This is a genomic window from Marinilabilia rubra (genome assembly GCF_003121985.1).
Classification (GTDB): domain Bacteria; phylum Bacteroidota; class Bacteroidia; order Bacteroidales; family Marinilabiliaceae; genus Marinilabilia; species Marinilabilia rubra.
Map to the genome: position 1 here is coordinate 20,715 of NZ_QEWP01000020.1, position 20,621 is coordinate 41,335.

Below are 20,621 nucleotides of genomic sequence, written 5' to 3' on the forward strand. Positions count from 1 at the left end.
GAGAATAAAATGGTTCCTGAGAAAACGAAAACCAGCATATTGATTGCTTATCATTTGGTATTGGGGCTTGTAGGAGCCAGTATGCCTGTGCTTATAACCCTTTCCTATCTGGGTGCTTTTATGTTTTTTGTGATTGATGTTATCATTTCCAGAGATAGAAATTCAAGAGCCGGATTTTTTGCCCTTTATTTGATGAGTTTTGAGATAGTATACCGGATGGGGGGAGAAGTAATTTCTTGGGAATTCGGTAAATATACTTCATCTCTAATGCTTCTTACAGGAATAATTGCAAAAGAAAGAAAACACATTCCTTTAATCTTTTTGGGGTTGTTTTTATTACTTGTTCCTTCATTTTTCCTTAGCGAAGCGGATGAATCAGGTAGATTGAGGTCAATGATCATGTTTAACTTCTCAGGTCCATTATCACTGGTGTTATCAGGATTCTATTTTTATCAAAGGGCTGTATCAAAAAAACAACTGCTTAACGGATTATGGATTTCATTTCTTCCTGCATTTGCCTTAATTGTGTTAATGTCCATCCGGGCGGGTTTAGGATCACTTGAGTTTGAAAGCGTTCAGTCCAATACAGATACCGCCGGAGGATTTGCAGCCAATCAGGTTTCCAGTATTTTAGGATGGTTTGTTTTGTTGGGGCTTATCTTGAAGATTTTTGGCAACTCTATTACTCCCTTTGGATGGGCCGATTGGATAATCATTGGTTTATTATTGATGCGCGGACTGCTTACCTTTTCACGTGGTGGAATGCTTTCTTTTGTCTTTTCTCTGATTGTTGGTCTGACCATTTATTTTTATTATGATTATCGGTTTCGGCGGGTGGTGCTGAAATACCTTTCGAAGATTGTTGTTGGATTTTTGTTCCTTGTTGTCGTTGTTTTCTATGCCAATAGTTTGACTGATAATTATTTGCTTTACAGGTATGAAGGGAAGACCACCAATGAGGTTCAGACCGGACAATTATCACGTGAGAGAGATTTACTTACCGGAAGAGGAAAAATTATGAAGGGAGATTTGGACGCATTCAAAGAATATCCGGTTTTTGGGGTTGGATATGGAATGGCTTCTGAGTGGCATGCCCGGTATTTTGGGCATCTGGCAGCCGCTCATACCGAATATGCAAGACTCCTTTCGGAACATGGCATTTTGGGTCTTTTGTATTTAATAATCGCTTTCATTGTCCTACCCTTTAGACAATACCATTTTATCAAAAGCGGAAGCAATAAGTTTTTGTTTATCTCCTTTTTTCTCATAAGTGTCCTGACCATGTTTCACTCTGCCATGCGTTTGGCTATGCCCGGCATTGTGTATGGTTTGTCATTCATAGTTATTTCCGGATCAGCAAGGGAAAATAACCGCAGTTTATCTGATCATCGTTCTTAAAATCTCTGCACATGGATTTTTTTAAAGTTTTAAATTTTGTTGGGTTCCCTGTTTACGAAGCTCAAAAAGAATATGCGGATATTATGGCAAAAAGGGATATCCTTGCCTGGCAGGAAGAAAAAAGGAAGGATATTTTCGACTATCATTTCAGGGAGAATTCATTTTATCGGAAACATGTAAATAGATGGGATGGTATATGGAGCCATTTGCCAATTATAACCAAATCAGATTTACGGGGAGACTATAAAGCCAGGATTCCCGCAAACTCTGATCATCATTTTTATGTTTCCAAGACTTCAGGTTCAGATGGTCAGGCGTTTGTTTTTGCGAAAGATTATTTTAATCATGCCTTAACCTGGGTGAATATCCAGGATCATTACTCACGTGTAGGAGTGACTTTGAATGATTTACAAGCACGCTTTTATGGCATTCCTTCTGCAGGATTTCCTTTTGTAAAAGAGAAGATCAAAGATTTTATTTCCAACCGTAGACGCTTTAGTGTATTCAATTTGCATGAAAACGCCTTAAAATACTGGTTGCATGACTTCAGCAAGCGTTCATTTGTTTACATCTATGGCTATCCTACGCTTTTGCTTGCATTTGGTCGGTTTCTCCGAAGAAACTCAATTATACTAAAAGAAGTTTGCCCTACGCTTAAAACCTGTATTGTAACCTCAGAGATGTGTTCAGCTTCTGATGAAACCTTTTTGGAAAAGAATTTTGGCATTCCGGTATTCAACGAATATGGTGCTTCTGAAATATGTGTTATGGGGTTTGGAGCCAGACGCAATTGGCAGGCTTCGGATGCATTGATTTATCTTGAAGTTGTGGATGAAAACGGGAGCCTTTTGCCGGAAGGACAATCCGGAAGGCTTTTGTGTACCGAGCTTTTTAATAAAGGCACCCCTTTAATTCGATATGAGGTAGGCGATTATGCTTCCATTAAAAGAGAAAATGGCCATACATACATAACTGATTTGATGGGGCGAATCAGCGAAGTGATGTCTTTACCTTCTGGCAGAATTGTACCGGGTGTTACCTTTTATTATGCCATTCAGGATGTTCTGGAGAAAAGAGAGGATATTTTGGAATCAAGAGTTGTTGCAAAGGATAGTTTTAATTTCGAAATTCAGATTGTAACTGATTCTGCAATTACTCATACACTCAGGAAAGCTCTAAAGAGAGTTTTTGAGAAGTATGTGGAACCGGGTTTAAATGTTTCTGTCACCAGAGTTACCAGGATAGATAGAACCGGGGCCGGAAAATTTAAGACTTTTGTGAAATTGTGATGACTGAATTTAGCCAACGTCCAACGGTTTCGGTTATCATGCCCGTTCGAAACGAGGAGAAGTTTATTGCAGGCTCTCTGGAAGCAATTTATCAGCAAACATATCCTCACGATAAAATCGAAGTTATTTTGGCTGATGGCATGTCTGAAGACAAAACTCTGAGTGTGATTGAAGAATTCCGCATGAGAATTAAGACCTTGAGGATTATGGTTATTCCCAACCACGGTAAAATAGCTCCAATAGCTTTAAACCTTGCTATAAGGAAAGCCACAGGTGAAGTCATTGTCCGAATGGATGCTCATGCTGAATATCCTTCTGATTACATTGAGCTATTAGTCGGGGGGCTATATGAATATGAGGCTGATAATGTAGGAGGAATCTTCTTGTCAAGTGCTTATGATGGTTCTACCAAATCAAAAGCAATAGCATTTGCTGTTGCTCATCCCGTAGGGGTGGGAAACTCATTTCACCGGATAGGGAGTATTGTTTCCAAAGAGGTTGATACCGTGCCATATGGGTGTTTTAGGCGAAGTGTTTTTGAGCAAATCGGACTTTTTGACGAGGAATTAATCCGCAATCAGGATGATGAATTCAACGGAAGAATGAAAAAAGCAGGGATGAAGATTGTGATAATCCCCGAGGTGAAAATAAAATATTATGTGAGAGATTCTTTCCGAAAGTTGTTTAAAATGTTTTTTCAATACGGGTTGTTTAAACCCTTGGTGGTTAAGAAACTCAATTTGCTTCCTTCATGGCGTCAGTTAATCCCGGTGCTTTTTGTACTTTTTTTGATTTTCGGAGTGGTAGGATCTTTTTTTAATTTTTCGTGGTTTATTGTATTTGCCGGTGTCTTATTTCTCTATTTAATTCTATTGAGTATCACTGCATTTTCCTCTGTTTTAATGGGAGAGCATCAAATGTTCTTTCCGGTAATCTGGTCTTTTAATGTTATTCATTTGTCATATGGCCTCGGGTATCTCAAAGGGCTATGGGCAATAGTCTGTGGAAATAAATCCGCATTTAAGATTGATTCACCCAATCGTTAACTTGCTATGATAAAAAGGGGGTTTGACATATTTGGTGCTCTTATGCTCTTGATTATTGCATTAATTCCAATGGTAATAATCTCAGTTTTTATTTTGGTGGATTCGGGTAGGCCTGTGTTTTTTATTCAACAACGTATGGGACGGTTTGAACGTCCTTTTTGGATGATAAAATTCAGGACTATGGGAGTGCTGAAAACTGCCCGTTATGGATCCTTTGATGCTGGAGATAATTCAAGGGTTACCCGCACAGGGCGTTTTTTAAGAGAATTTAAGTTGGATGAGCTTCCTCAACTCTTTAATGTTTTAAAGGGTGATATGTCATTGGTTGGGCCTCGACCGGAGATAAAGGAATGGACCGAAGTCTACCATGACCGGTGGGAAAAAGTACTCCAGGTGAGGCCGGGGATTACCGATAATGCCTCAATGCAGTTCAGAAATGAAGAAAGAATATTGACAAATATAAAAAACCCAATTTCCTACTACCGGGAGGTTATTCTCCCCTACAAATTGAGCCTGTACGAAGCCTATGTGAAAAATAATAATTTCTTTTCTGATTTGATGATTATTCTCAGAACTATCAGGGTTCTGTTCTATAGGGAAAATGCTCCTTTGTGATTTTTGTTTTTAATTAAAATCTCCAAAATCATACAAAAAGAATTATTTCCAGTTAAAAATTATGCTCAAGGTTCCCTTTTCCAGAGTAAAATGTGAGGGTAACGAATTAAAGTATGTTACCGAAGTATTGGAGAGTGGCTGGCTTACAACGGCCCAGAAAGCTTGCGAATTTGAAAAGGTTTTTGCTGATAAAGTTGGAGCTGTATATGCCTGTTGTGTAAATAGTTGCACTGCTGCTTTGCATCTTGGAATAGAGGCTTTGCATGTAAAACCGGGGGATAGGGTGTTTGTTCCTGATATGACTTTTACTGCAACAGCTGAGGTGGTTCGTTACCTTAATGCCCATCCTGTTTTTTTGGATGTGGAATATGGGAGCAGTTTGATTACTCCGGATATTTTGGAAGATGCTATTAGGCGCTATCCTGATGTCAAATATTTAATCCTTGTTCATTTTGGAGGCCAACCCTGCGAAATGATTAAGAAGGATGGAAAGGGTATTGTTGATATTTGTGAAAGGAACGGGATAAAAATATTGGAAGATGCCGCTCATGCTTTTCCTGCGAAAGTAGGGAACCAAATGGTCGGTTCATTTGGAGATATAACCTGTTTTAGTTTTTATGCCAACAAGACCATAACTACTGGTGAAGGGGGAATGCTTGTAACAGATGATGAGGATATCTATAAGCGGGTTAAAATAATGCGGCTCCATGGCATTAACAGGGATGTTTGGGATAGGTTTACTTCCAATAAACCCTCCTGGGAATACAATGTGGTAGCTCCCGGATATAAATACAATATGCCGGATGTAAATGCAGCTATAGGATTAGCTCAAATGGAGCAGGCCGATGCATTCAGGGATGCACGTGAGAAATGGGCGCTGAAATATTATGAATATTTGGGTGATATGGAGATGATAGATCTTCCCCAATGTAAAGTTCCTCCAAATAACCATGCATGGCATTTGTTTCCGGTTATATTGAATGAAAAAAGTAAAATTTTACGGAATGAATTCATTGAAAAACTTTCTGAATTGGGCATTGGTACCTCTGTTCATTATAAGCCTATGCACCGTCTAAGTTATTATCAGGATACCTACAATTTGAGTCCTGAAGATTTTCCGGTGTCTGAAAAGATTTGGAAAGGGACGGTAACTCTGCCTTTGTATCCTTCCATGACTGATGAAGAGTTTATGTATGTTGTTACTTCCATAAGGAATGTTTTGACCGCTTAACGAAAAACAAGATGCTTTTTGCTTCATTAGAATTTTTGATCTTTTTTACGATCGTTTTCTTTTTGTTCTTTCTTTTTCCCGGGAAAGCAAGACCTGCAGTTCTATTTGTTGCCAGTCTTATTTTTATGGCTTCTTTCTCAATCACCTTTTTGGTTTATGCTGGAGTGTTTACCCTGGTAAATTACTTCGTTGCATTGTATGTTGAGAAAGAACCCGGGTCCAGAAATAGAAAATTTGTTTATCTGGCAGGCCAGACTTTTAATATTGGTGGACTGGTGTTTTTTAAATACCTGAATTTTATTGTTGAAAACTTATTTTTGTTGATTGGCATTGAACAAGCAAATTTAGGGGCTTTAGGTAATATTGTATTACCTCTTGGTATTTCGTATTACACTTTTCAGAGCATCAGCTATCTGTATTTGGTGTATAAGAGTATTGATCCAGCAGAAAAGAGGTTTTTAAATGTGGCTCTTTATACAGTGTTTTTTCCAAAAATCATTGCCGGGCCTATTGCCCGCCACCGTTCCTTTTTTCTCCAACTAAAATCATTGCCCTGGGCTTTTGATTATCAGCGTGTAATGGATGGAGCCCGTTTGTTTATGTGGGGGATGTTTAAAAAAATTATTATTGGAGATACCTTAGGAGTGATTGTTACCAAGGTTTACGGAAATATTGAAGCTTATCAGGGCATGTCTCTGGTAATTGTTTTCATAATCCAGCCGCTCCAATTGTATTTTGACTTTTCCGGGTATACCGATATGGCTTTAGGATTATCCAGGATTTTTGGTATTAAGTTGATCGATAATTTCAGACGACCATTTATGGCCCAAACCGTTTCTGATTTTTGGAGGAGGTGGCACATTTCGCTTTCAAGCTGGTGTAATGATTTTATCTACAATCGTTTGTTGCTAAAACATCGAAAGTGGGGAAAAGGAGCTGCTATCTACGCAGTATTTATAACATTTTTAGTGATAGGGATTTGGCATGGTGCTGATTGGACTTTTGTAATATTAGGGGTGCTTCAGGGAATAGCTCTTACATATGAATTCCTTTCTAAAAGGAGACGCACAGGTTGGAGTAAAAGTGTTCCGCCCTTTTTATACAAATGGGGAAGCAGAGTTTTTGTTTATTTCTTTTTTTCAATTTCACTCGTCTTCTTCTTTTCACAAAACCTGAGCGATGCAGTGCACTTTTTTAGATACATGCCCCAGGTATCCGATATTTTAAATACTTCTTATGGATTTAATATTGTCCATTGGGAACTTGGGATGGCTTTGATTTTAGCAATATTGTGTTTGCTGATTGAAACAATTTATGAGGACGAAAAGATTGATCTGTTGAATTGGTTCACAAACCTGCGGAGGGGCTATAAATGGAGCTTTTATTTTATGTGGCTTTTTCTGGTTGTTTTCTTTTCAAAGAATCAATTGATATTTGTTTATGCCGAATTTTAGCCTGGTTTATTGACTTCGTCGATCTTCGATTCATGAGTTTTCGTTATGAAATGTACAATTTCCAATAAATATTGGCAACCGCAAAGAAAATTGATGAAGGAAATAGTGAACTTTTTTCAAGTCAGTTTTATTGAAGACGTAGGTATTTGGCAGGTTATTGAACATTGTAATAGATAATTTATGAATAATCCAGGTTCGGGTGATTGGTTTCTATTATGATTAAATTGATAAAACGTTTGGCATTATTTGCTTTTATCCTTGGACTTCTTCTTTTTTTCTCTTACAGGATAAATAGCATTTTCTTTAATGAGTACAATTACTCTCCCCCCGATTCTGTCGTGACTATTGTTACAGGCAGTTCTGTCGTAACCGATGGTATTAATCCAATATGGATTCATAAGGCCTGTAACATAGCGCTCTCTCAGGAGCCGATGTCCATATCTTACCTTAAATTAAGAGACTTATTGACCTCCCCTAACAATAGAGTCGAGCGTGTAATCTTGTCCTTTTCATTAATTGAGACCAATCCTGAATTTGATGAAGTCTTCAATGAAAGTCGCGAAAATAGTGTTGAAATGTTCTCTCGTGTTTCATTCTTAAGACAGGACGTTCCTTTTCGGTTTTTTGCACCATACCACCCATCAAAGCTTGACTATTTTGAGGTTTATCTTCGCAACAGGGTATTCCCTGTTTGGCCACTGATAGTGAACTCTGTGAGTAATGATTCTTTATGTTTTCCGCATATAGGGGGGTTCAACGATCATGATGAATTCAACACACGAAAAGCGGTAATTGAAAAGCGCGATTATCAAAAAATTTCCGGAAAATATTTTGACCCTTTGAAAGAGGATTGCTGTGTGAGCAAGACCAATAGTTTGTACCTCGACTCCATTATTAATCTCACCAAAAAGTTAAATGTGGATCTTTTTCTGGTGGGAATGCCCATGCATGTTGAATTGTACGATAAGGTTCCCGATTTCAATCTAGAATTCTATTACTCAAGAGCAAGAGAAGCAACTTCTTATGATCATGTTTTCTTCTGGGATTTTTCGAGATGTTTAAAATCCCATGGATTATTTAAAGATCACCTTCATTTAAGCAGGTCCGGGGCAGATTCTATATCAAAAATGATTAACGATTCAATTCTTCACTATTCATCTATGAATAAAGAAGTAAAGTGGACTTCTCTCAAACCAGATTGACCTTTATGTCTACTGATTTGATCTCTGGGGATAAAGAGTTTAAAAGGGAGGACTTTTCTTAATAATTTGTCTATGAGTTTCTGTTTTAAATGACCTGGCTTTTCATTGCTGAGATCATATTTAACCTTTTTTTATCTAAAGGCAGGCTTCTTTTTTTATTTCTTTTCCGGGTCTCTGAAATGAGTTTATTTTCGGATTATGTTCCTATCCATTTGGAAAAGTTTAAAAAAATCGAATAATCCATTTTTTATTTCAATTGCCTGTAGCTGTTTTTATTAACCCCCTTATTTAACTTTTTTAGTTCCCTGAAGATGTAGGCTCAATTGGATTAATTATTTGGTGTTTTGAGAATTGAGAGATTTAAGTGTGGTGAGTTTAAGAATTAAATTTTAGACCGATGAAAAGGACGATCTCCAAGATATTGGGAGGGAAGATAATTTCACCCTGGTGGATTTTCGCTATTGATATGTTGTTGGTAAATTCTTCCTTGTTAATGGCTTTTTTTCTCCGTTTAAATGTTCACTTATCAGAATTCTCCATGTGGGATTTTCTTAAATCTACAGTATTGGTATCTGCTACTTATGCGTTTTCGTTTCTGTTTTTTCAAGCTTATAGGGGCGTTGTTAGACATACGGATTTAGATGAATTACGAAATATGTTTACTGCCTCTTCAGTTGCCTTATTATTCCTTTTGGTTGCAAATTCTTTGGTGAAGTCTGACTGGTTTTTATTTGGGAGTACTCCCCGGTTGGTATTGATTATTCATTACTTGTTGTTAATCTTTCTATCCTTTGGATTTCGAATGGTTGTAAAAGAAGCTTACAACTATTTCACCTGCAAAAAGGGGTTCATCAATACGGTGATTGTCGGAACGGATGATCTTGCTATTATTACAATGGAAGCGATAAAAAACAACAAAGAAAATGAATACAATGTGCTGGCATTTGTTAATGAGAAATCGGGGCTGAAGCACGTTAAATTATTATCACTGCCAGTCATTTGCTGGCAGGAAGTCATTTCCGGCAAAGGTCGTTTTTCCAAAATAGAGGTGGTTATTCTGGCAGAAAATAATATTGGAGTGGACCGCAAACAACAAATTGCTGATACCTGTCTTAAGCAAAATTGGAAATTTAAGGTCATGCCAACAGCCACGAATTGGTTAAATGGGATCTCCAATAATATGCAAATAAGAGATGTGAAAATTGAAGATCTTCTTGGCCGGGAGGAGATTCGGTTGAGCCAGAAACGATTAATGGATGGTTTGACGGGGAAAAATATTTTGGTTACCGGGGCTGCTGGTTCTATTGGTTCTGAAATAGTCCGCCAACTTATTCGTTTCCCTGTCCAAAAGCTTATTTTACTGGATCAGGCCGAATCGGGACTATATGACTTGCAACAGGAGCTATTGTTAACCCACTATGATGCTCCGTTTGAAATTGAGTTGTGCGATGTGGTCAATAGACAAAGATTAAGAAAGGTCTTTGAAAGTAGGGAGATAAACATTGTTTTCAATGCTGCAGCATACAAACATGTGCCTATGTTGGAGGGAGCTCCATATGAGGGTATTAGTGTAAATATTGGGGGAACTAAAAACCTTGCTGATTTATCCACTGAATTTGGGGTGGAAAAATTTATAATGGTAAGTACTGATAAAGCAGTGAACCCAACAAATGTAATGGGAGCAACGAAACGAGTTTGTGAAATGTATGTCCAATCCCTGGCTCTTGCCAAAGGACATAAGACCAGTTTTATAACAACCCGTTTTGGAAATGTGCTTGGGTCTAATGGGTCAGTCGTTCCCCTGTTCAAGAAACAGATCAAACAGGGAGGTCCTTTAACAGTAACTCATCGGGAAATTACCCGTTATTTTATGACCATTCCGGAAGCTTGTCAATTATTACTTGAGGCTGCATTTATGGGTAAAGGAGGGGAAATCTTTGTTTTTGATATGGGACAACCAATAAAAATTGATGAATTAGCCAGAAGGATGATTAAACTAGCCGGACTTCAGTTGGGGGAAGATATTCACATAAGATATACCGGTCTTCGACCGGGAGAAAAACTTTATGAGGAACTTCTGGCATCAGCAGAAAATTGTTTACCTACTTATCATGATAAGATTATGATTGGCAAAGTCCGTTCCTGCGATTTTCTGATTGTCAGGAATATGGTGAGTGATTTATTGGAAACTTTGAATTTTATTTCTGACAAAATGTTGATTGTGAAACTAAAAGAGTTGGTCCCTGAATTTGAAAGTAATCAGTTGGTGCCGGTAATTAAGCAAATAGACTAAGCTCCTGGACACAAACCGAAATGTCTTAGAATAATTAGCCCTTATGTTTGTAATTAAGTATTTGCAGGTATACTTTGATTTATGTTAATACGCAGGAATTCAGTGTTATAAGATTTGTCTTACATCTAACCTGACTGCCGTCAGGCAGGTGTCTAAAACTCTAACGATCTATTATTTTGAAGTAGAGTATCTTTAATTGTTTTTTGATTGAATTGAATGAGCCATGAAATCAATTCGTTTATTTTTTGTTGTAGGACTGGAGTGGGTGCTGATCTTGAGCTTGCATGCGACCTCATTTCATGTTACTCCCGGCGGTTCTTCTGTTTCAAACGGTTCCATTGATGATCCATGGAATTTGCAAACCGCTTTTAGTCATCCTTTTACAGTGCAAGCCGGTGATACTATACTCATTCATGAGGGGATTTATTCTGGTTTTTTTGTTTCGCAACTTTCCGGAACTGATGGTAATCCTATTATCGTTAGCCCTTACCAGGGGGAACGCGTAATTATTGAACCTCCATCCGAAGAAAGTGGCACTGCTGCTTTGAGTTTTGAAGGTCAGTATTGCCATATTTTTGGCCTTATTTTTCGCTCACAGAAGGAGACTCGTAGTGAGGCCGGAAGTTCACCGGATGATTATTACCGTGCTGATGGAGTAGCCATTTTTGGTGACTATAATAAGTTGATTAATTGTGTGATATATGACAATATAGGGAATGGTATAGGCTTTTGGAGCTCTGCTCCAAATTCTGAAATATATGGTTGTATCATTTTTAATAATGGATGGATCGGCACGGATAGGGGGCATGGGCACGCTGTATATACCCAAAATGAGAGTGGAACCAAGCGTATTGCCAACAACATTGTTTTTAACTCTGCCGGATTTGGATTTCATGTGTATACTGAAAATGGGGGAATAGAGGGATATAATATCTTTAATAATATCTTTTTTAATTGTGGTCTTCTGGCCAATACTCTTGAAACAGCTCTTTTGGTGGGAGGATTTCAACCTGCTTCGAGAATTACCATTTCTAATAATTGCTTGTATCAAAGTCCGGAAATGTATGATGAATATTCTATGCAACTTGGGTATGGAACCCTTATTAATGTTGATGCCACAGTTTTGAACAACTATATTGTTGGCGGAGATGAAGCTTTAGGTGTAACTCAGGCCTGGGAAGATTTAACCATAAGGGGCAATACCTTTGTTAATCCTTCAACATTGGTGATGTTGGAAAATGATGAAGGTTATTTTTCTGTATACGATTGGGACAATAATGCCTATTTTGGGGGCACCTTTAATGGTGTTTCATTTTCTGAATGGCAAGATGCTTACGGATTTGATCAAAATAGTAGTTATTCAGAAAATCTTCCGTCAAGTAATAAAGTGTTTGTTTATCCGAACGAATATGAAGAAGCCAGGGCAAATATTGCTGTTTATAATTGGGAGTTTCTTGATCAGGTGGAGGTAGATGTCTCATCTTTTCTTTCCGATGGCGAAAAATACTATCTGTTTGATGCAGAAAACATGAACGGGATTCCTGTTGTGGAGGGAGAGGTAAGTGGAAACTCTATTTTGGTTCCTATGAACCTAACAGAAACCTTTGAGCCTTATGGGAATTTGTCTGCTATTCCCCCTCATACCGGAATCGATTTTGGGGCCTTTGTAGTAATAGGGGAGTCAGGTGCTAATAATGTATATAATGCACCTGCCATGAGAATATCCAGGTGCTATCCTAACCCTACAGTTGATATTTTTGTAATCGAATTTGCCAATGTGCACTTTGGAAAGATGGAGGTTAATGTTTTTGATAATAATGGGCATCTTGTTCATAATGAAGTTATTCATCCAACTCCCCGGAATAATAGAGCAGTGTTGAATTTGGCCCCATTTCCGGCTGGGATGTACATTGTTTCAATGACCGGAGAGGATGGAACCAATATTAGCTGTAAAGTTGTTAAAAATGACTTTACATCCTCACAGGATAACCACTTCAATCCCGGCTTTTCAAAGGTTCAGGAATATTCCGACAGTGCTTCAACGCAGGTTCCCGTATATCACCAGTAGAGATATTAATGAACAGATTGACTGGATTTTTCTTTATGGTTAAATGACATGGGGATTAGCCCAAATAGTTTTTTTCTTTTTCTCCTTTTTCTCTTCTCACCTGATTCATAGTAATACGAATATCCTTTTTTTTCCGACGGGATACCATTTAGAACGATTCCCAGAGGTTGCATTTTCTTCATTTTTTCATCTGACAAGCATTTTTGGAATACAGGTTTTGGCGTAACATTGCTGCGCGTTATCAGCAACATCAGATCACTGTGTTCTGCCAAAAGATAGGCATCACTGACCAAACCGACAGGAGGAGAATCTATAATAATTATTTCAAATTGTTTTTTCAGTTCAGAGAATAGATCTTCCGTTTTTTTGTTGGCTATAAGTTCCGCCGGATTTGGGGGGACACCCCCGGCGGGAAGGACATTCATGGTTTTAGCATGATTGGTTTGCACCAGATTTTCCAATTCCCGTTCTCCAATAAGATATTGCATCAGTCCTACGGGCTTAAGAAACGGAAACATTTCACTGTTTATGGCTGGCATTCTTAAATCAAATCCAACAAGAAGAGTATTTTTTCCCAAATGTGCAAACGTGCTGGCCAGGTTGGCTGCCACAAGAGTTTTTCCTTCTCCCGGAACAGATGAGGTTATGAGGATTGTCTTTTGAGTTTTATCTATCGCATAAAAGTTAATAGAAGTTCGGATAGATCTAAAGGCTTCTGCAAGTTGACTGTGTGAGTTGGTATTAATTATTTGACTTGATTTTTTGAATGAAGATAGGGGAATAGACCCGATTATGGGATTGGTGCAAATTTCTTGGATGTCATTTTCATCCTGGATTTTGTTGTTGTTGTAGACTTTTAAAAACGTAATGACTACAGGCAGCATAATACCAAATACCACTACCATCAAGGCACTTCTTGTCGTATCGGGAGCTACCTGTCCATCCAAAATAGCTTCTTCCACAATTTCATGATCGGGTAGGTTGGCTGATTTCGCAAGTTGTGCTTCAGCACGACGTTCAAGCAGATAAGTATACATCTCATCATTCATTCTAAACCGTCGTTCAATATTAAGAAGAGTTTGCTCGGTTTTTGGAAGTTTTCTTATTTGATTACTCAGTTGATACAATCTGTTGTTAATGTCAGCAAGGGAGATTTTTGTCGTTTCTATTAAACTTTTTGTGGTCTCAAGGATAGAGGTTTTCAGTGCTCTAATTTGCCTGTTTATTCTGATTATATTGGGGTTCTCGCTACTGGTATTGAACTGCAAGCTGGATTTTTCAGCATTTAATGATGCAAACTCCCCAATCAATTGATTCAAAACTGGATTTTCAACCCCCATGGATGATGGAGCGACTATTTCATTCAGGTCAAAATTGCTTTCAATATTTTCCACCAGGTAATTAAGATAATCCAATTTGGCTTCCAGAGTTGCCTTCTCGTTTTCCAGTTCGTTAGACTGAGTAATAATCATTTGTCCCTGAAATGAAACATCCATTACTTCATTGCGGCTTCTGAAATCTTCCAAAACAGACTCTGCGGCAGCAAGGGAATCCATAACACCGACCAGTTCTTTTTCAATAAAATTAATGGTATTCGTAGCTATTTGGTTTTTCTTGTCCAAATTGTAATTAACGGCATTTTGTGCAAGTTTATTTAAAAATTTTTTCCCTTTTCTGATGTTATTCTCAGTTATCGAGATTTCAATAATTGAGCTTTCAGGATTGATTCTTTGGAGTACTAAATTGGATTGATATGTTTGGGCCAGCTTCTCCAAAGTGCGGATTTCAAAAAGGTAGTCCTGGTCGATGTACTCATTGCTGGCGGAGATGTTTTCTTCATTAGGGATAATTGTAAATGAGAAATGAGGTGTTTCTATTTTTTCAAAAAAACTGTGGGATTCAGAATAATCAATGTCTTCGTGCAATAGCGTTAAAGCGAACTTGTTTTTACTGATGAATTGTATTTCAAAATCGTAGTTTTCCAATGGTACTTTGGATGTATCCGGAAGAACTGTAAATGGGCTGTTTTGATAAATTTCGTTGGTACGGAATAGATTGTCCTGAAAATATGAAATGGAGAAATCAAGCTGTTTTAGAACTTTTTTCAATTGTCTTCTTGATGTTATTATAATGAGTTGATTTTCAATGTTGCTTTGGCTGCCAAGATTAAAAACCGGAATAGCATTTTGATCTTCTCCAAGTATAGGGGTTTGTGGTTCATTGCTATCCGAAATCAATAATTTAGTACTTATGCGGAATTCCGGAGTGGTTGTTTTTTGGTAGAGAACTGCCCCGGCCAAAGTGATAAAAAAGAATATGGGAAAGTAATACCAATAATTGGTCATCTGCCATAATACCTTAGAAATATTCAGGTTCTTTTCATTCGCATTATCCTCGTAGTAATTGGCCATCTCTTTCTGGTTTTATTCCTCTTCAAGTGAGTTGAGGTAGGTTAAAAAGGTGAAGGTAGCGGTAAGCATGGATACCCCGATTGTAATAAAATTTGAGTTAAGACTTAACGCTTTAAAGGAGCGGGGTTCAACATAAATTATGTCTCCAGGCTGTAGCCAGAAGTATTCTGAGAAAATTATATTCTCATCAGATACATCCATTGAGTACATCTCCGGTTCCTCATACCTAAAACGAATCAGTCTGACTTTCTTTTTGTTTCCGAAATTAGTTATATCACCAGATAGACTGAGGGCTTCCATTATATTTATTCGTTCACTGTTGAGAGGAAATCGTCCCGGCCTTGTGACTTCTCCCATGATAGTAATATTGTCATTGATCAGTTTGACAATAACATTGCTCTGCTCAAGGTATTTACTTACAGCCAACATTATTTTGGCTCTTACTTCTTCAAGTGTCAGCCCTGCTACGTAGATTTTTCCGATAAACGGATACTCTATCGATCCATCCGAGTCGACCCGGTATCCTAACAAGCTGGTTGAAGAGATGGATTCAGGCATGCTGGTATAGCCCGATTCATTGTTCAGAAATGCCGATGTCCTTTCATCCAGGCTGGTTACCCTGATGTATAACAAGTCGTTTATTTCAACAGTATATTCAGCAGGTCTTTGGGAGAATTTTCCATCAATATCCTCTAGCTCCTGCGATAATTCACCGTCCAGGTAAATCGATTTTTTCAGGGAATAACATGATGAGGTTAGAGAAATAATCAAAACGACAATTATATGGTTGATTATTCGGTTTTTCATAAGTTAAAAGTTAATTAGATTCTTAGATTTCCTTTGCACTGAAAGGAGTTGGTCTATAATTGATCAGATTTATATTTTATACTTTTAATTATAGGCAGGTTTATGAAATCAGAGTTTTGTTTTTTCTCCGAAATAGTTATGCGGTTTGCAGTTGTCTCTTATGGTAGTGATTTGGTCAGTTTCCCCGGAAAAAAGGGGGCCTTAAGTCTCCTCCTTGAGGTTGCTTTCTCTATTATATTCTTTTGGAAAACATGATAAAACCCATGATCTTAACCAAAGTTAATATATTTTGAGGTAATTTGATCAATGAATAATGGTCTCTTGTCAAATAATTTAGGTTATTTACTGGAAAGTATGATATGTCTTGAACAGACTTTGAAAAAAGTTTTTTGCCCCCATTGAAGTTGGCCTGAATATGAACCGGGAAAGTATTAAACTTAGAAAGAAATTTTAACCAGACCCGTATTTGACTTATGACTATGACTGGCTAATAACTCTGAAAAGAAGAAAGGGGTTTTTTAAAGAACCTTTTGCTTATAAATCGGTGTGTTTTTTAATTCAATACTCCGTTAAACTATTACAGCACATTTGTAATTAATTGTGTGCAGGCACATGTTTATTTAGGCTAATGCATAGGTTTTTAGTGTTATAATATTTGTCTTGGCTTAAGTTTATTTTTGCGTGTTTTTGGGGATCGAACCTTACCAATGGAAGATCAGGTGCGGCGGATTCTTTCTGGGAAAGCGGCAGAGCCGAAGCCAATCCGCCGTTTTACCTCTGGTGGCGGATCGGAATCCGCCAGACCTAATTCGGTACTACCTTTTCAGGAGTACCAATGATGCCTTTTTTACTTTAATATGGTGACTTTGTCCTTGCAAGGCCTTGCTCTATTTAATCTCCAAGGGCAAAAACGCATTTTTAAACTACAGCTTTTGTCTTACATCTCATATCTAAAACTCTAACGATCTATCATAATTAGTGCCCATCTATAAACTAAGCAAACAGTGTCAAAATTTATGTACACGCACTTATTAAGATCCAAGATAAATCAAATGTTTTTCAAAATCTTTTTTTTAATCCAAATGTATTGCGTGTTAAGTGTTGGACTATGAGGGTTTTGAAAAAACAACGGAGTATTGTATTGCAGAAGTCGGTAGAAGAGATTGCTGATATTTTGAAAGAAGCGGAAACCTGATTTCAGGTAATGGTTTTTTATGAGATTGTAGCATTCTGCTGATGCTTATTGGAAAAGTATTATAGTTTTAAAATGCTATAATTGAATACTCACATTCAACCTTTCATTTGAGAATTCTATGAAGGACTGTCCTAACCAGTTTAGCCGGGATACTCAGTGTTTCCTCAAAACTCCAGCTCCCCTTTTCCTTCTCTGGTAATCTCACATTCATTGCTTTTGGTGCAGTCAACGATGGTTGATGCTTCATTTCCTCCGTAACCGCCATCGATAACGAGATCTACAATGTTTTCATATTTCTCATGAATGAGCTCGGGGTCAGTTGTATATTCAATTATTTCATCGTCGTCTTTGATAGAAGTGCTAAGAATTGGATTGCCCAATTGCTTGACTATCTCAATAATGATAGGGTTATCCGGTATTCTCAGGCCAATGGTTCGCTTGTTACTTTTGAAGAATTTTGGCACACTATTGTTTGCCTGAAGAATGAAAGTAAAGGGGCCTGGAAGATTCTTTTTGATTAGTTTAAATGTGCTGCTATCTAAAGGTTTTGTGTAATCGGACAGATGGCTAAGGTCATGGCAAATAACGGAAAGGTGATCTTTTTTAGGGTTTATGCCTTTTATTCGGGCAATTCTCTCAAGTGCTTTGGAATTATTGATATCGCATCCCATGCCATATACAGTGTCCGTTGGGTAAATAACAATACCTCCATTCCTTAAAATTTCAACTGCTTTTTCCACTTCCCGGGGATTCGGATTTTCAGGATAAATCTTTATCAACATAACTTGAAAATTTAAGTGTTATTCCTTCCTGCAAAAATCAAAATTAATTTTTGAGGTTTTCATCTTCACTAATGGATTTTTGTTTCACTTTCAAAGCTCCCATAAAAGGGAGTTCTTTCTATTATAAATATAGCATTTAATTTTGGTTTCTCCGGATTTAATAATTGGGAGTTTTAGCAATTCGGCTTTAGAAAGTAAACTCAATGCATGGGGGTATTTTCCGTAAAAGGTTTTCAATTTTATTATCAAAATGCTACTAATATTTTGGACTTGGATTAAGGAACACCTCTATGTATAATGCCTTGATTAAAATAGGGCGAAGGTAGAGATGTAATTGCCATTTTTTTTGTACTTCATATAGTTTCGTTGTTAATTATGAGAAAACATTGTTTTTTACCCCCATTTGTAATGCTGAGCATGCTTTTGGCTTGCGGAGGACCGTCAGAAAAGAATAAAAATAAGGAAGAGTTAAGTTCCCCGGCAGGGGAAGCTCCGAAAACAGAGAATTATTCATCCGCCTCTTCACCTGAACCAGACAGAGAAGGATTCTCTAAGATGTTGGATGGACTTTGGTATGACTCAGAGTATATCAAAATGATTCAGACAACTTACTCTGTATTGGAGGCTGGTCGGGAGGCTGAAACGGTCATTTCATGTGGATTTGACAAAGAAGCCCTCATGGGGGACAACCCATATGCCGGAGGAGCATCAGCGCACGAAGGTGGTTACATGGCACGGTTGACCTGGGATGAAAAAGGAAATTACTTTAAAAGTGCTTCTGTCGATCAGAATAGTTTGACAGATGAGCCTTTTAAAATTATTTTTAACACTGATCAGGAAATCAGTTTAAAGTCAATGGATGGCAGGACCATCCAGACTTTCAAAAAAGTTGAAATGCCTGATGCGTTAAACAATATTCTTTTGGCAGGTTCATATAAAATGGAAGATGGAACCAATATTTCTTTTACTCCGAAGGGGGAAATTAAAGGGCATCCAAAGTATGAGGGGTATGGTTACGAAATTGTTGAAGATTTCTTTGATATTCATATGGATCAGGTAAGAGTGGTAAATCCAGATAGGAAAACACAGGTGTTCCATTATGAGGTGGTAGAAGATGGGTTTGTTCTCTATGAAATAACTGGCAGCATGGGTGAAGGTTTCCACAGGGGAAGTTTTGTGAACAAGTTTACCAGTCTTGACGGTAGGAAAAATTTGATTACAGATGTTGAAGAGGATAACATTTCTGTAAAGACCAACTATTTTGACTTACCTGAAGATGAAATAGAGACGTTGAAGAAAATACTAAAAGATGATGATTTAGAGGTTGTTGAGGGGGCTTCAATTAAGACAATGAAAGATTATCTGAAAAAGACGGTTTTTGGAGGCAGGTCACCTTTTGGTCCTGGTTTAAAATCGGCATATTTTTGGAATGTATATAATGCTTTGCCTGAGTTTGTTGCAAAAAAAGAACGTCATCAGGGGTATTATTCGGGACAGAACGAATCAAATTTCAGGGAAAAACTAATTGCCTATTCTATATATCGACTTGACAGGAGTCCCGAAAATGTGAAGAAGCTTTTTGATTATGCCAAGCCTGTTTTAATGGAGATTTTTCCACCAACCAGTTATGAAAGGTCTGGAATAGATCGAAAATTAAAGCAACTAATCAATTCGTATAAAATGCTGTCAGAGATTGATGGTTACGCCCAAAAACTATCTGATACATATACTGCCCTTGATACAATGACAGGGAAATTTATTAACGTTGACGGCCAGGAGGTGTTCAGGAAGTTTGAGAATTCAGCTTATGGATTTTCTGTCTATGATTTAAATGAGTTTATAATGAAAAAACTGAATCCTGATATGGATCGGTTTCAGAGTATTCCAGCTGGTTTGTCATTTTGGATGAGACGAAATTATGAAGGAAATATGGATGAGGTTTATTCTATTTTGAGAGAGATAGATGAAATATATTCAAGATAGCAGCCATCATCTGTTTTTATTTGTTGGGATAAATATGGAATTGAAGCTTAAATGGGAAACTGGCATTGATGTAATAATCAATGCCGGTTTTTTTTTATGCTGCAGGATAGTCGCTCACAGCAGGAAATAGACTTCAAAAAAGTTTTGCATAGCACTACCAAGAATTCTGCATGACAACAAATTTTGTCTTTGCAAATAATGTGAGATTTGTACCTGGATCCGTCTGGATATGATCCGGAACTTTTTCAAAAAACAATAAGAAAAAAAAACCTGAAGGAAATCCAACAGGCTTTTTGGTTGAGCGGGAAACGAGACTCAAACTCGCGACCCTCAGCTTGGAAGGCTGATGCTCTATCAACTGAGCTATTCCCGCAAAAGTAGAGAGAGCAGGATTCGAACCTGCGAAGGCTGAGCCAACAGATTTATCCCGAAGCATCGGGACCCTCGTTTGACGGCTTCGGTATCTCGAATATATACTCTCAAAAACAATAAGACCTAAAAAAACCTGAAGGAAATCCAACAGGTTTTTTTGGTTGAGCGGGAAACGAGACTCAAACTCGCGACCCTCAGCTTGGAAGGCTGATGCTCTATCAACTGAGCTATTCCCGCAAAAGTGGGGAGAGCAGGATTCGAACCTACGAAGGCTGAGCCAACAGATTTATCCCGAAGCATCGGGACCCTCGTTTGACGGCTTCGGTATCTCGAATATATACTCTCAAAAACAATAAGACCTAAAAAAACCTGAAGGAAATCCAACAGGTTTTTTTGGTTGAGCGGGAAACGAGACTCAAACTCGCGACCCTCAGCTTGGAAGGCTGATGCTCTATCAACTGAGCTATTCCCGCAA

General features: G+C 37.8%; 13 protein-coding genes and 3 tRNA genes. 10 read left to right on the forward strand and 6 right to left on the reverse strand.

What is annotated here, in order from left to right:
- The first annotated feature begins 9 nt into the window (after window positions 1-9).
- The 9 genes from DDZ16_RS17555 to DDZ16_RS17595 all read left to right on the forward strand — a co-directional run bounded on the left by DDZ16_RS17555 (window position 10) and on the right by DDZ16_RS17595 (window position 12,596).
- The gene (locus DDZ16_RS17555) at window positions 10-1,398 is read left to right on the forward strand and encodes an O-antigen ligase family protein (protein ID WP_109265797.1); all 1,389 of its coding nucleotides are present in this window, start codon (window positions 10-12) and stop codon (window positions 1,396-1,398) included.
- Window positions 1,399-1,409: 11 nt separating this feature from the next.
- Complete coding sequence (locus tag DDZ16_RS17560) at window positions 1,410-2,687, forward strand: phenylacetate--CoA ligase family protein (protein WP_109265798.1); 1,278 nt, start codon at window positions 1,410-1,412, stop codon at window positions 2,685-2,687.
- Complete coding sequence (locus DDZ16_RS17565) at window positions 2,687-3,733, forward strand: glycosyltransferase family 2 protein (RefSeq protein ID WP_109265799.1); 1,047 nt, start codon at window positions 2,687-2,689, stop codon at window positions 3,731-3,733. Before DDZ16_RS17560 ends, DDZ16_RS17565 begins: the two co-directional genes overlap by 1 nt.
- A gap of 6 nt (window positions 3,734-3,739) precedes the next feature.
- Window positions 3,740-4,348 (forward strand): sugar transferase, encoded by a 609-nt coding sequence (locus DDZ16_RS17570; protein ID WP_109265800.1) that lies wholly within the window; start codon window positions 3,740-3,742, stop codon window positions 4,346-4,348.
- A gap of 61 nt (window positions 4,349-4,409) precedes the next feature.
- Window positions 4,410-5,579, forward strand: a complete 1,170-nt coding sequence (locus DDZ16_RS17575) for a DegT/DnrJ/EryC1/StrS family aminotransferase (RefSeq protein ID WP_109265801.1) — start codon at window positions 4,410-4,412, stop codon at window positions 5,577-5,579.
- A 125-nt stretch (window positions 5,580-5,704) separates the two neighbouring features.
- Window positions 5,705-7,033, forward strand: coding sequence for an MBOAT family O-acyltransferase (locus DDZ16_RS17580; protein WP_158275702.1), 1,329 nt, complete (start codon window positions 5,705-5,707; stop codon window positions 7,031-7,033).
- A 215-nt stretch (window positions 7,034-7,248) separates the two neighbouring features.
- Window positions 7,249-8,235 carry a hypothetical protein gene (locus tag DDZ16_RS17585; RefSeq protein WP_109265803.1) on the forward strand — a complete coding sequence of 329 codons (987 nt, stop codon included), beginning with the start codon at window positions 7,249-7,251 and terminating at the stop codon, window positions 8,233-8,235.
- Between the two features lie 397 nt (window positions 8,236-8,632).
- A complete protein-coding gene (locus tag DDZ16_RS17590) occupies window positions 8,633-10,528 on the forward strand; it encodes a polysaccharide biosynthesis protein (RefSeq protein ID WP_109265804.1) in 1,896 nt (631 codons plus the stop codon).
- Between the two features lie 223 nt (window positions 10,529-10,751).
- Window positions 10,752-12,596 carry a T9SS type A sorting domain-containing protein gene (locus DDZ16_RS17595; protein ID WP_109265805.1) on the forward strand — a complete coding sequence of 615 codons (1,845 nt, stop codon included), beginning with the start codon at window positions 10,752-10,754 and terminating at the stop codon, window positions 12,594-12,596.
- Window positions 12,597-12,601: 5 nt separating this feature from the next.
- Here the strand turns inward: DDZ16_RS17595 and DDZ16_RS17600 are convergent, their stop codons facing one another.
- From DDZ16_RS17600 to DDZ16_RS17610, 3 genes are all read right to left on the reverse strand, one after another.
- Window positions 12,602-15,007 (reverse strand): GumC family protein, encoded by a 2,406-nt coding sequence (locus DDZ16_RS17600; protein ID WP_109265806.1) that lies wholly within the window; start codon window positions 15,005-15,007, stop codon window positions 12,602-12,604.
- 12 nt (window positions 15,008-15,019) lie between these two features.
- The gene (locus DDZ16_RS17605; RefSeq protein ID WP_109265807.1) at window positions 15,020-15,814 is read right to left on the reverse strand and encodes a polysaccharide biosynthesis/export family protein; all 795 of its coding nucleotides are present in this window, start codon (window positions 15,812-15,814) and stop codon (window positions 15,020-15,022) included.
- 1,359 nt (window positions 15,815-17,173) lie between these two features.
- Window positions 17,174-17,791, reverse strand: a complete 618-nt coding sequence (locus DDZ16_RS17610; protein ID WP_109265808.1) for an L-threonylcarbamoyladenylate synthase — start codon at window positions 17,789-17,791, stop codon at window positions 17,174-17,176.
- 375 nt (window positions 17,792-18,166) lie between these two features.
- Between DDZ16_RS17610 and DDZ16_RS17615 the strand changes: the two genes are divergently transcribed.
- Window positions 18,167-19,774, forward strand: a complete 1,608-nt coding sequence (locus DDZ16_RS17615; RefSeq protein WP_146192255.1) for a hypothetical protein — start codon at window positions 18,167-18,169, stop codon at window positions 19,772-19,774.
- Window positions 19,775-20,074: 300 nt separating this feature from the next.
- On the opposite strand, the gene DDZ16_RS17620 is transcribed toward DDZ16_RS17615, so the two are convergent.
- The 3 genes from DDZ16_RS17620 to DDZ16_RS17630 all read right to left on the reverse strand — a co-directional run bounded on the left by DDZ16_RS17620 (window position 20,075) and on the right by DDZ16_RS17630 (window position 20,619).
- Window positions 20,075-20,147: transfer RNA gene (locus DDZ16_RS17620), tRNA-Gly, on the reverse strand.
- A gap of 163 nt (window positions 20,148-20,310) precedes the next feature.
- A tRNA-Gly gene (locus DDZ16_RS17625) sits at window positions 20,311-20,383 on the reverse strand.
- A gap of 163 nt (window positions 20,384-20,546) precedes the next feature.
- Window positions 20,547-20,619: transfer RNA gene (locus DDZ16_RS17630), tRNA-Gly, on the reverse strand.
- Window positions 20,620-20,621: the final 2 nt, after the last annotated feature.

Excerpts from the sequence above, each read along its gene's own strand:
- DDZ16_RS17595 (WP_109265805.1), top strand. The coding sequence starts at position 10,752 with ATGAAATCAATTCGTTTATTTTTTGTTGTAGGACTGGAGTGGGTGCTG.
- DDZ16_RS17580 (WP_158275702.1), top strand. The coding sequence starts at position 5,705 with ATGGCTTCTTTCTCAATCACCTTTTTGGTTTATGCTGGAGTGTTTACC.
- DDZ16_RS17600 (WP_109265806.1), bottom strand. The coding sequence starts at position 15,007 with ATGGCCAATTACTACGAGGATAATGCGAATGAAAAGAACCTGAATATT.
- DDZ16_RS17615 (WP_146192255.1), top strand. The coding sequence starts at position 18,167 with ATGAGAAAACATTGTTTTTTACCCCCATTTGTAATGCTGAGCATGCTT.
- DDZ16_RS17590 (WP_109265804.1), top strand. The coding sequence starts at position 8,633 with ATGAAAAGGACGATCTCCAAGATATTGGGAGGGAAGATAATTTCACCC.
- DDZ16_RS17575 (WP_109265801.1), top strand. The coding sequence starts at position 4,410 with ATGCTCAAGGTTCCCTTTTCCAGAGTAAAATGTGAGGGTAACGAATTA.
- DDZ16_RS17555 (WP_109265797.1), top strand. The coding sequence starts at position 10 with ATGGTTCCTGAGAAAACGAAAACCAGCATATTGATTGCTTATCATTTG.
- DDZ16_RS17585 (WP_109265803.1), top strand. The coding sequence starts at position 7,249 with ATGATTAAATTGATAAAACGTTTGGCATTATTTGCTTTTATCCTTGGA.
- DDZ16_RS17560 (WP_109265798.1), top strand. The coding sequence starts at position 1,410 with ATGGATTTTTTTAAAGTTTTAAATTTTGTTGGGTTCCCTGTTTACGAA.
- DDZ16_RS17570 (WP_109265800.1), top strand. The coding sequence starts at position 3,740 with ATGATAAAAAGGGGGTTTGACATATTTGGTGCTCTTATGCTCTTGATT.
- DDZ16_RS17605 (WP_109265807.1), bottom strand. The coding sequence starts at position 15,814 with ATGAAAAACCGAATAATCAACCATATAATTGTCGTTTTGATTATTTCT.
- DDZ16_RS17565 (WP_109265799.1), top strand. The coding sequence starts at position 2,687 with ATGACTGAATTTAGCCAACGTCCAACGGTTTCGGTTATCATGCCCGTT.
- DDZ16_RS17610 (WP_109265808.1), bottom strand. The coding sequence starts at position 17,791 with ATGTTGATAAAGATTTATCCTGAAAATCCGAATCCCCGGGAAGTGGAA.